The organism is Gemmatimonadota bacterium (assembly GCA_026706845.1).
In the GTDB taxonomy this organism is placed as follows: Bacteria; Latescibacterota; UBA2968; order UBA2968; family UBA2968; genus VXRD01.
The window spans coordinates 1-11,603 of the sequence record JAPOXY010000153.1 but is presented as its reverse complement, the minus strand read 5'-3'; the positions used below and the strand labels follow the sequence as shown (position 1 = coordinate 11,603).

At 44.6% G+C, this 11,603-nt stretch carries 9 protein-coding genes; 5 read left to right on the top strand and 4 right to left on the bottom strand.

Annotated features, from left to right (window positions below; all coding sequences use genetic code 11):
- The first annotated feature begins 161 nt into the window (after nt 1-161).
- The 5 genes from OXG87_14680 to OXG87_14660 all read left to right on the top strand — a co-directional run bounded on the left by OXG87_14680 (nt 162) and on the right by OXG87_14660 (nt 5,574).
- Nucleotides 162-1,421 (top strand): HlyD family efflux transporter periplasmic adaptor subunit, encoded by a 1,260-nt coding sequence (locus OXG87_14680; GenBank protein ID MCY3870793.1) that lies wholly within the window; start codon nt 162-164, stop codon nt 1,419-1,421.
- A gap of 89 nt (nt 1,422-1,510) precedes the next feature.
- Nucleotides 1,511-1,816 (top strand): hypothetical protein, encoded by a 306-nt coding sequence (locus OXG87_14675; protein MCY3870792.1) that lies wholly within the window; start codon nt 1,511-1,513, stop codon nt 1,814-1,816.
- Between the two features lie 46 nt (nt 1,817-1,862).
- The gene (locus OXG87_14670; protein ID MCY3870791.1) at nt 1,863-2,645 is read left to right on the top strand and encodes a CPBP family intramembrane metalloprotease; all 783 of its coding nucleotides are present in this window, start codon (nt 1,863-1,865) and stop codon (nt 2,643-2,645) included.
- A 20-nt stretch (nt 2,646-2,665) separates the two neighbouring features.
- On the top strand, nt 2,666-4,390 hold the full coding sequence (locus OXG87_14665) for a peptidase domain-containing ABC transporter (GenBank protein MCY3870790.1): 1,725 nt from the start codon (nt 2,666-2,668) through the stop codon (nt 4,388-4,390).
- Nucleotides 4,391-4,479: 89 nt separating this feature from the next.
- Nucleotides 4,480-5,574: a glycosyltransferase family 4 protein gene (locus OXG87_14660; GenBank protein ID MCY3870789.1), complete on the top strand. Its 1,095-nt coding sequence runs from the start codon at nt 4,480-4,482 to the stop codon at nt 5,572-5,574.
- A gap of 61 nt (nt 5,575-5,635) precedes the next feature.
- Here OXG87_14660 and OXG87_14655 read toward each other — a convergent pair whose 3' ends face one another.
- From OXG87_14655 to OXG87_14640, 4 genes are read right to left on the bottom strand one after another with little or no spacing between them, the layout of a single operon-like run.
- A complete protein-coding gene (locus OXG87_14655; protein ID MCY3870788.1) occupies nt 5,636-7,249 on the bottom strand; it encodes an ABC transporter ATP-binding protein in 1,614 nt (537 codons plus the stop codon).
- On the bottom strand, nt 7,246-8,334 hold the full coding sequence (locus OXG87_14650; GenBank protein MCY3870787.1) for an ABC transporter permease: 1,089 nt from the start codon (nt 8,332-8,334) through the stop codon (nt 7,246-7,248). The genes OXG87_14655 and OXG87_14650 overlap by 4 nt, the downstream gene beginning before the upstream one ends.
- Nucleotides 8,335-8,392: 58 nt before the next feature.
- Nucleotides 8,393-9,499: a microcin C ABC transporter permease YejB gene (locus OXG87_14645; protein ID MCY3870786.1), complete on the bottom strand. Its 1,107-nt coding sequence runs from the start codon at nt 9,497-9,499 to the stop codon at nt 8,393-8,395.
- A 5-nt stretch (nt 9,500-9,504) separates the two neighbouring features.
- Nucleotides 9,505-11,337 (bottom strand): extracellular solute-binding protein, encoded by a 1,833-nt coding sequence (locus OXG87_14640; GenBank protein MCY3870785.1) that lies wholly within the window; start codon nt 11,335-11,337, stop codon nt 9,505-9,507.
- Between the last annotated feature and the right edge of the window lie 266 nt (nt 11,338-11,603).

Genomic DNA, 11,603 nt, shown 5'->3' with positions numbered 1-11,603 from the left:
AGTTGATACAATCTGTTCGGAATCTTTAAATAGTGAAAATTTAATCACTGCTATGAATAAAAGGCTAAAACTGCCACGTTTTCGGCATGATATAGTTATGGATGGCGCATTAAAAACAAAAGAATTTATCGCGAATTTATAGATTGCCCTCAAAAGATTTAATGACTAAAAAAAGACCAAAGAATTCCCATGAAGTCTCTGAGCTAACGACCGAAAACGACCAGATCAATATTAGCAAAACGGTTGAAGATTTTAACCGTTTAGGTTTCCGGTTTATCAGAGCTTTCATTTTTTTAGTAATAGGCTCGGCTGTTCTGCTCAGTGTAGCAGCAGGAGTGTTAGTATGGAATCTTAGTATGGATAAGACTGTAACGGGAAGAGGAAGTATAGAACCTGAAGAACGTCTCGATATCAAAGTAAGAATTTCAGGAATTATTGAGAGGGTTTATATTCGTCAAAATGATAGAGTCGCCAAAGGGGATTTAATCGCGATTCTATCAAATGAAGAATGGAAAAAGGAGTTGGATAGAATTAAGAAGGAGATTGATATTAATCGAAGCAAAATTTCTGAACTACAACTCCAAATCAATAGTGAAAAAGAAATCTTGGAAGCAGAAATTAAACGCACAGAAGCTCAGGTCAGGACCTCAGAGCTTCATTTAGAACAGATAGAGAGAGAATACAATGTGTATCTTAATCTCTATCATGCCCATAAAGATCCACAAAGTCATAAACTTGAGAACTTTCTGCCGCTTCAAATTCGAAAATCACTGCTTGAACAGGCAAAAGGGGATTGGTTCCGGGCACAGAAGCAACTCACTTCGTTACAAAGTAAGAAACAACAGATTCAAACCTTGCGAGAAATGAATAGGCAACTGGTTCAAGAGTCTGAATTTTATAAGCAAAAAATTTCACAGTGTAAAATTTATGCACCAGAAGAAGGAATCATTCTTACAGAAAGTATTGAAAAACGAGAAGGTGATTACTTACACGCAGGTGGCACAATTCTACAACTCGCACGTTTTGGAGAATGGCAGGCTCATATTTTAGTGAAAGAGATGGATGTACATAAAATCAAGCAAAGCCAAAAGGTTAATTTATTTGTGGATTCTTTCCCCCATTTAGAATTTAAAATTTTTAAAGGCCAGGTTACATCCATTTCACCCACACCAGTCTTGACAAAAACTTTACCGGAAGGCGTTTATTATTCAATCATTTGCCGCGTTGAACAGCCCCATGTTATTGGCGATGACATTGTGTATTCTCTGGTTGATGGTATGAGTACTGAGGCTAAAATCATCATTGAGAGAGACAAAATAATGAACATTTTATGGAAAGAATTATTACAGGTTTCAAGCAAAGTGACGAAATCCACCTTTTCACTAAATTTGGATAGGCAACCTGATAGTCAAAAAAATTAAAAAAGAGCTTGACCCAAAGCTCTTATGTCTGTTACGTCACAGCAATTTTAGGGCTACGGTTTGTCACATCAACTTAAAGGAGGTTTTTTATGCCACAATCATCTCAGTCTGACTCTACTCGAGTGACAGTAGTTCCTGATACATTGGTTAAGGGAGCGAGTGAATGGGAAGTATGGGGGCCGCCAAACGAAAGAGCCCTCGCTTGGCAGGATAGCATGATAGAAGCGCAGACCTTGCAACCGGGACATGATATTGAGGTATCCCTTGCAGAACGAATCTTCAGACCTGTCACAACGACTTATAAGGTCTTAAAGATCGCTGCAAAACAAGTCGGAAAGTGGTGGAATGAAGAAGATGAAAAAAAGAAAATAGAAAGTGCCGATGATGATACCTGAGATTTAAATCTTATGCCCTTTCTGTGACGTAACGGACATTTTATTTATGGTTTTTTTATCAAAATTAAAGCATGATCAAGGTAGAGAGTCAGCCCAACAGAATTGGGGAATTCTATTTCCTTTGATTCTGCTGATTACCCACGAAATTTTTACTGTAATATTATTAGAGTTCCCTACTTTCCTGGTCTATTTGACAAAAGTTTCGCCATTTTTTGAAGAACGACTGACAAAAATTTCACCAAAATATATTTTACGGGTGGGAAATGAACTGGTCATTACGATTGTCAATATATCAATTATTATAATTATAAGATATATTTTACGGATTCGATATGATACTTCGTTCAATCAAATGGGGCTATCCTTCTGTAATTTTAGGAAATACTTATTCTATGGAGGAACAATAGGGATAATTAAATCAACAGTGATCATAATTCCCATTCTTATGATCTGGCCAGAATATACAGAATCTTATAAGAGAATTGATATATTGCAAGGAGCAAGTGTATTGCAAGGGGTAAGTCTTTTCTTTGGTTATTTTTTGGGAATGATTATAGCAGGTCCTCTTTGCGAAGAAATTTTATTTCGCGGTCTCTTTTTTTCTGCCCTCAGGAAGTACGTCAATTTATTCTGGGCTATCTTGATTTCTGCATGTTTATTTTCGTTTACTCATGGCTTTTTTCCCGTCATGATTTCTGCTTTCTTGTCCGCCATATTACTGTGTTTTCTTTATGAAAAGACCAGATCATTAATGTTGTGTATAACTATCCATGCGGTCGGTAATGTCTTTAATAATCTGTATTTTATTCTGTTCTCATTTATTATTTAGACAGAGAAAGGGATAGTAATTTGGCGCGGGAGTTTTGGAAAATTGTTGAAATGCTGCGTGGACACCGAAGGATGATTGCTCAATCCATCGGTGTCAATCTTTTTATGATTTTGATCTCATTACTACCACCATATTTGACAAAAATTTTGATAGATAATGTTTATCCAAATCAAGATGAGCACCTTCTGTATATCGTTCTTATCCTAACAGTGCTCATTTCGATTTTCTCGGGTTTTATATCTTTTATAAATGGGTATTTTGTTCACAATTTAAATATGCGTCTAGCTCTAAAAACAGGACTGGAATTTTACAGACATATTGGCACCCTCAACTTTAGCTTTTTTGATCAGCGAAAAGTAGGGGAGATTATGTCGCGGGAAAGCGATGCACTCTCGTCTATAAGCGGTGTGTTGGTGATTATAAATACGGCATTTCAAAGCTTGTTTACTCTGCTCATCTTTCCGCCAATTCTGATCTATATAAATTGGAAACTCGCTTTGCTAAGTATTGCGGTACTTCCAATTGATGTGATAATGTCGTGGTATATGTCTAAATTTTCAGCTAATAGGACCAGGATTCTTGCCGAGAAAAGTGCTGAAGTTTCGGCAAAACGAATTGAGTACATCTCTGGTATTCGAACTATTCAGGCTTTAGGTATAGAAAATTTTATCTTTGGAAGAATTAAAAATTTGACCGTAGAAACTGCAGGTATAAGGCTGAATACCTATGCGTGGCAAGGCACTGCCAGTTTCTTCTTATCTTCTGCTCATGCGGTGGGAGCATTTATATATAGTATCTACGGATGGATCCAGATCCTATCTGGTCACTTGACATTGGGTAGTTACCTGGCATTTACTGCATATGTAGGCTATTTGTCAGCACCTATGCAAGGGATGATGAGCCTATTGATAAATTACCGGGAAGTTCTTGTTCATATTCAAAGATTTACGGACATCTATGACCTTCGTCCAAATATATACAACGACCCCAAACTTGACCCTCTCATTATCACAAAGGGTTCAATCGTTTTCAATCAGGTCACCTTTGCCTACAAAGATGAATTGGTACTGAAAAATATATCTCTGGCGTTTCAAGCAGGCTGTATCACGGCAGTGGTAGGTAAGAGTGGAAATGGAAAGACGACCTTAGTCCAACTCATCCCGCGGCTATATGATCCACAGGCTGGAACAATTACTATTGACAACCAAAAAATTGAACAAGTCAGCCTTTCTTCGCTGAGAAAACAGATTGGCTTTGTACAACAAGACCCATTCTTATTTTATGGGACGATAAAAGAAAATATAGCTATTGGACGCACACAATGTCCAATGTGGCGTATCGAAGAAGCCGCCAAAATTGCTGACGCACATGAATTTATTCAGGCACTTTCCGAAGGCTATGATACTCAGGTAGGAGAACGCGGTGTTCAGTTATCCCAGGGCCAAAAGCAAAGAGTAGTACTTGCTCGAGCCGTTCTGTTGAATGCACCAATATTGATTTTAGATGAAGCGACATCAGCACTAGATACCGAATCTGAGAGGAAAATTTATACTGCATTGGGGAAAGAACGCACAGATTATACCACCATTATTATTTCACACCGATTATCTACAATTAAGAATGCCCATCAAATAGTGGTGATTGATGAAAATACGATTGTTGAACAAGGAACGCATGCTGAATTAATGAAACTAAACAAAGTTTACTATTCTCTATATGGAATGGCGGAGGAAACGGAGAGTTGAACATAAAAAATTGCCAGAAAACCCGAGAGATTATCCTGTTCCTGCCTCTTTCTAAATTCTATTCCACTTAAAACCATCAGGTTTGTCACATGGCTTATCCACTGGCTATTTTTACACCCAGAATAGGTGCTTATTCAGAAACCTTTATTCGCAAGCACATAGAAAGATTATTGCCCGGACAAACGATTGTTTTAGCCCATGCGATCAGAAAGGCGAAATATTGGGAAACATCATGCCCAACCCTCATTCTCAGTGGAATCTCTCTGCCACGGTTTGAAAAGAAGAGAAAAATTGCTGCTTTTTCGCAGACAATCCGTCAATTTACGACTTTTCACGGCGTTGAAGTGATGATGGGCGAATTTTTAGATGTCTCATTGCCCATTTTTGAAATCGTGCGAGACATGGGGATACCATTTTATGTCCATTCACATGGGTATGATATGTCAGAGCGTCTTGAAGACCCGATGTGGCGAAAAGCATATCTTGCATACAATGGTGCAGCAGGAATCATAACGGTAAGTGAATTTAGCAGAAATCGACTTATTGACATCGGTTTAGAACCAGGTCTGATCAAAGTGGTTCCTTATGGGATTGATGTTCCTGATGCTTATTGCCAGAGAAATTCGGAGCGAGTGACCTGTCTCGCAGTGGGGCGGATGGTACCCAAAAAAGCACCGTTAATTACGATCAGGGCATTTGAGAAGGCAAGTCTTGAATGTCCAAATCTCCATTTGGATTTTATCGGTGATGGGGTATTATTTTCTGCCGTGGAAGATTATGTTGAGAGAAATCAACTTTCTGATAAAATTACACTTCATGGCAGTCAACCAAATGATTTCGTTTTAGACCTGATGAAAAAAGCGGGGATGTTTTTACAACACAGCGTTACTGATTCCAAAACGGGCAATGAGGAAGGCCTACCGGTCGCTATATTGGAAGCCATGGCAAATGGATTACCTGTTGTTACTTCAAAACATGCGGGCATTCCAGAAGCAGTAATTTCTAGCGTAAATGGTTATCTGGTAAATGAAGGAGATGAAAACAGTATGGCTCATTGTATTATTGATTTATACAACGACTCCACAATGCGTAAAAAATTAGGGCGGAATAGCTGGCTATGTGCAAAGGAAAATTTCTCCTGGGAGGCAGAGAGACGACATCTCATTAAGATCATGGATTTATAACGGCACAGGGACAATCATTGGGTGGAATTGGTGGTATTCCGATCATCGTTCCTAAAGCCTTTCATCCGTCCCCTTCAACAACATCAATATCAAATGCCGCTGTGATCAATTCTCGCGTGTAATCCGTTTGTGGATTTGCAAATACGGTTTCTGTTGCGCCGTGTTCTACAACGACGCCGTCCTTCATTACGACGAGTTCATTGGCGAGTGCGCGCACGACCCGCAAGTCGTGGCTGATAAATAAATAAGCCAGATCGTGATCTTTTTGCAAGCGCCGAAGCAAGTCGATAATTTGCGACTGCACGGTCATGTCCAGCGCGCTTGTGGGTTCGTCCAGGACCACAAATCGGGGGCGCAATACCATGGCGCGCGCAATGGCAATGCGCTGCCGTTGGCCGCCTGAAAACTCATGTGGAAACCGATCCATCATTTCGGGTTCAAGCCCTACTTCATCCATTATTTCTGCTACGAGGTCTCGGCGTTTGTGATCGCTGTCTCCCATGTTGTGAACCCGCAATCCCTCGGCGATAATGTGAAAGACCGATAGGCGCGGGCTTAAGGACCCGAAGGGGTCTTGAAAAACAATTTGCATCTCTCGTCTTAAGGGGCGCAGGGTCTTGCTCGGCAGGTTCTGAATGCCCTGTCCGTTAAACTCAATTGGTCCCTGGCTGCTCAGCAATCGCAAGAGGGCCAATCCCAGTGTTGTTTTGCCCGAGCCGGACTCGCCGACAACGCCGACGGTATGCCCGGCGCGAATGGTTACTGAAATCCCATCTACGGCTTTTATATGCCCGATGGTTCGCCGCAAAAATCCCCGCTGAATGGGGAACCACACTTTCAGATTATCCGCCTCGACTACAATGGGAGCCGATCCGTTCAGCGCGGATGCTGTTCCCTTTGGCTGTGCATTTAGAAGTTTTTGTGTATAGGTATGTTGCGGCTGATCGAAGATGCGTGTGGTGTCTCCCTCTTCTACAATTTTTCCCTGTGTCATTACATAGACGCGATCTGACACATGCCGAACGATTGTCAGGTCGTGTGTGATGAGCAAAATCGCCATGCCAAATTCGTCTTGCAGTGATTTGAGCAATTTCAAAATTTGTGCCTGAATCGTCACATCCAGCGCAGTTGTAGGTTCATCGGCAATGAGCAAATCCGGCTCATTGGCCAGGGCCATGGCGATCATTACGCGTTGCCGCTGGCCGCCCGATAGCTGGTGGGGATAGGATTTGAGGCGCGTTTCGGGATCGGGCAAGTGTACTTTTTGCAATAAGTCTATCGTGTGTTCTCGCGCTTGCTCTCGCGTCATTTTGCGGTGCAACATCAGGGTTTCGCCGATTTGTTTTTCAATGGTATGCAGCGGATTCAGCGAGGTCATCGGCTCTTGAAAAATCATCGCAATGCGGTCGCCGCGCAGTTGTTGCAGTCGCTCTTGCGGCGCGCCCAGCATTTCCTCTCCGTCAAATTGTACGTTGCCGTGTGGATGCGAGGCGCGCGGATAGGGTAGCAATTGCATTACGGAAAGTGCCGAGACGGATTTGCCCGATCCCGATTCGCCTACCAGTGCGACGGTTTCACCTTTTTCAATGTGAAACGATATGCCGCGCACAGCTTCGACGACCTGGTCTTCGAGCTGGAAATGCACGCCCAAATTTTGAACGTATAGCAAGCTCACGCGCTCTTGCCCTCCGTTTGCGACAGGGTCTTGCGCACATCAAACGCATCGCGCACGGCCTCGCCGATAAATACGAGTAGCGATAGCATAATTGCCAGAATAAAAAATCCAGATAGTCCCAGCCAGGGGGCCTGTAAATTGCGCTTGCCCTGATTGAGCAATTCTCCCAGAGAGGGAGAGGGGGGCGGTAGGCCAAAACCGAGAAAGTCCAGCGAGGTCAATACCGTGACAGATCCCACGAGCACAAAGGGCAAGAAGGTCAGTGTTGCCACCATGGCATTGGGCAAGACGTGCCGCCACATAATTGTCAAGTCATTGACACCCAGAGCGCGTGCGGCGCGTACAAAATCAAAATTGCGCGCCCGCAAGAATTCGGCTCGTACCACGCCGACGAGGCGCATCCATGAGAATAGCAGCATAATGATCAAGAGTGTCCAGAAAGTCGGCTCAATAATACTGGCAATAATAATGAGAATAAACAGGGTGGGCAATCCGCCCCAAATTTCGATAAATCTTTGAAATATGAGATCGACCCATCCTCCCAGATAACCCTGTACAGCGCCGGCTGCAATGCCGACTATAGAACTAAATGCCGTGAGCGCGAGGGCAAATAAGACCGATAACCGAAATCCGTAAATCAACCGCGCGGTTACATCGCGTGCCTGATCATCGGTGCCCAGATAGTTTTGTACAGAAGGCGGTGCAGGGGCTGGATGTTTGAGTTCGTAGTTGATTGTATCGTATCGAAACGGTACCGGGGGCCAGATGATCCATCCGTCTTTTTCAATTAATTCTTGTACAAATGGATCGCGGTACTCGGCTTCGGTTTCAAAGTCGCCGCCAAAAAGCGTTTCGGGGTAGGCTTTTAATACCGGAAAATAAAACGCCCCCTTGTGTCGGACCAAAAGGGGTTTGTCATTGGCGATAAATTCTGCGGGCAGGCTCAATCCGAACAGGACGAGAAATATCCACAGGCTATAATAGCCACGTCGATTTGCCTTAAAATTATCCAGGCGTCGGCGCGTGAGGCTCGAAATCCGAAGTCCCAAGAATCGATCTTCGCGCACAAGATCCTGTTTATCCATAGTTTATTCTCGATATCGCAGAAAGATGTTACGGTGGACAGGCACGGGGGCACTGTCCCTACACTTCTCTGCTTTCAAAATCAATCCTCGGATCTACCAGTGTATAAGTCAGGTCACTTACCAATTGCATGACCAATCCCAACAAAGTAAAAAAGTAAAGCGTGGCAAACATGATCGGGTAATCGCGGTTGACTGTGGCTTCGTAGCCCAGGAGGCCCAGGCCATCGAGCGAAAAGATTATCTCGGTCAGTAGTGAACCCGTGAACAAGATATTGACAAATGCACTCGGGAATCCCGCGATGACGATGAGCATCGCATTGCGGAAAACGTGCCCGTACAATACGCGGCGTTCTTCCAATCCCTTTGCCCGCGCCGTCATGACGTATTGTTTGTTGATTTCGTCCAGAAACGAATTTTTTGTCAAGAGGGTCAATCCGGCAAATCCACCAATTACCATGGAGGCGATGGGTAGCGCGAGGTGCCAGAAATAGTCGGTGATTTTGTGGAATAGACCAAACTGATCCCATTCGGGGGAGGTCAATCCCCGCAGTGGGAAAAGGTCGAAATAACTGCCACCGGCAAATAATACGATTAAGAAGATCGCAAACATAAATCCCGGTACGGCATTGCCTATGACGATTACGCCCGAGGTCCATATGTCGAATTTGGATCCGTCGCGCACGGCTTTGGTTACGCCCAGTGGAATCGAGATCAGATAAACGAGCAATGTCGTCCACAAGCCGAGGGAGATAGATACGGGCATTTTGTCCAGGACGATATCGACAACGGTTTGATCGCGATAAAAGCTTTCGCCAAAGTCGAATTGCAAATAGCGCACGATCATTTGGTAGAAGCGTTCATGAGCCGGTTTGTCAAAGCCATACATACGCTCCAATTCCGTGATCAGTTCGGGGTCAAGCCCTTGCGCGCCGCGGTATTTGCTCGTTGATCCCCCACTGCGCTGTCGCTGGATTTGAGATGAGGATAGTTCGCCGCCATCACCTCCCACGCGGGCAGACGCATCTACATCGTGGCCCTGTATCTGTGCGATGGCTTGCTCAACAGGCCCGCCAGGCGCGGCTTGAATGATCAGAAAATTGATCACCATTACGCCGAGTAGCGTTGGAAAGAATAGCAAAAAGCGTCTTAAAATATAGGATCCCATGGTACTTAATTTTTCTTTAAGGCCTCTTCTTTTGTAGCATCAACCCACCACGTATCGGGGAAATATTGCCAGGGTTGCGGCAGGTACCTGGGCGAAATATCGGGTTTGCCGAATTTGTTCCAGTACACCACGCGGTGTGCGCGGATATGCCAGTGCGGTACCACGTAGTGACCCCACAGGAGGACGCGGTCCAGTGCGCGGGTGGTCGATACGAGGGTTTTTCTATCGGGTGCGTTGATTAGCTGATCTATCAAGGTATCTACGACGGGGTCTTTGATGCCCGCGTAATTTCTCGTACCGGGTTCATCCGCAGCTGCCGATGTCCAGTAATTGCGCTGTTCGTTGCCGGGGCTTAGCGATTGTCCTCTGAGGCTTACAATAGCATCAAAATCGTATTCTTGAACGCGATTTTGATATTGCGATGTATCCACAATTTTAATTGTCGCTTCTACGCCGAGCCGCTCCAGGTTTTGAATGTACGGACCTACAATGCGTTCCCAGGAGGGCGAGTTGTTGATTAAAAACTCAATTATCATTGTCTCGCCCGATGCATCGTTGGTGAGCTTTCCCTCTTTTACCGACCATCCGGCTGCTTTTAACATTCGCGCGGCTATGCGCAAGTTCTGGCGGATGTTACCCGATCCATCTGTTGTGGGCGGCTTGTATTCTGAGGTGAATACTTCCTCGGGTATCTGTCCGCGAAATGCTTCTAATATTTCGAGTTCCTGCCCCTGGGGCAGTCCTGACGAGGCGAGTTCTGTATTGGAAAAATAACTCGTCGAACGCGCGTATTGTCCGTAGAACAGATTTGTATTGGTCCATTCAAAATCAAATGCATGAGCCAGCGCGTGTCGCACTTTGGGGTCGGCAAATTTGCTGCGTCGTGTGTTAAACCAGAATCCCTGCATCCCGGTGCCATTTTCGTGTGGGATTAATTCCTTAATCAGTCTGCCTTCGGCTACAGCCGGAATATCGTACGCGGTTGCCCACGACTTGGAGTTGTTTTGCAATGCAAAATCAAATTCGCCGCCTTTTTGTGCTTCGGTTGCTACGGTACTGTCTTTGTAATAATCGTAGTGAATGACGTCTGGATTATAGCGCCCTTTTTTTATGGGCAGATCAGTGCCCCAATAATTTTCGACGCGCCGATATGTGATCGAACGCCCGGGTTCATGTGCTTCAATTTTGTAAGGTCCGCTGCCGAGGGGCGGTTCCAGTGTTGTTTCTTCAAAATTTTTGCCTTCCCAATAGTGTTTGGGCAAGATCGCCATTTGCCCGACAATGAGGGGCAATTCCCGATTGTCCTTTCCGCCAAATGTGAATTTTACCTGCCGCTCGCCAACCTTTTCAATATGTTTGATATCCGCATAATAATTGCGATAAAAAGGGTGGCCTTTGGTTTTAATTGTTTCAAAAGTAAAAACGACATCTTCTGGCGTAATGGGTTTGCCATCGTGCCAGCTCGCGCCAGAGCGCAGTGTGAAGAGTGCCCATGAACGGTCGGGCGGTACTTCTATAGATTCTGCGAGCAAACCGTATTCTGAGAAAGGCTCGTCCAGTGAACGCTCTGTCAATGAATCGTAGATCAACCCCAAGCCATAAGCCGACACGCCTTTGAGGATGAATTGATTCAAGCAATCATAGGTGCCGCCGGCACTCCTTTTCACGGTGCCGCCTTTGGGAGCGTTGGGGTTGGCATAGTCGAAGTGCTTGAAGTCAGGCCCGTATTTTAAGTCGCCATACATCGAAATCGCGTGACCCTTGTAATTGGGCTGATCTGCCAATGGCATTGCGACAACCGACAAACTCAATACCAGCGCGAATAAAATGGTTTTCATAAGCAGGCTCCTATTGTTAAAATGTCTAAGAAAGAGGGCAGACACACAGATTTGTCTCTACGTCTGCCCTTGTGAAGTATGTGGTATTTCCATTCTATTGTCAAGATACGGTGGTGAGGAGATATACGGGTTCTGTCCTATGAGATAGACTTGAGCATACGAGATCAGGTTTTATTTTATGAATTTTCTACCTCCCGAATGGCACGATCAACTCGCTTCGACCAATACGCACCTTCTTCAGCGTCTATATAGAGGTGAGAGGCTTG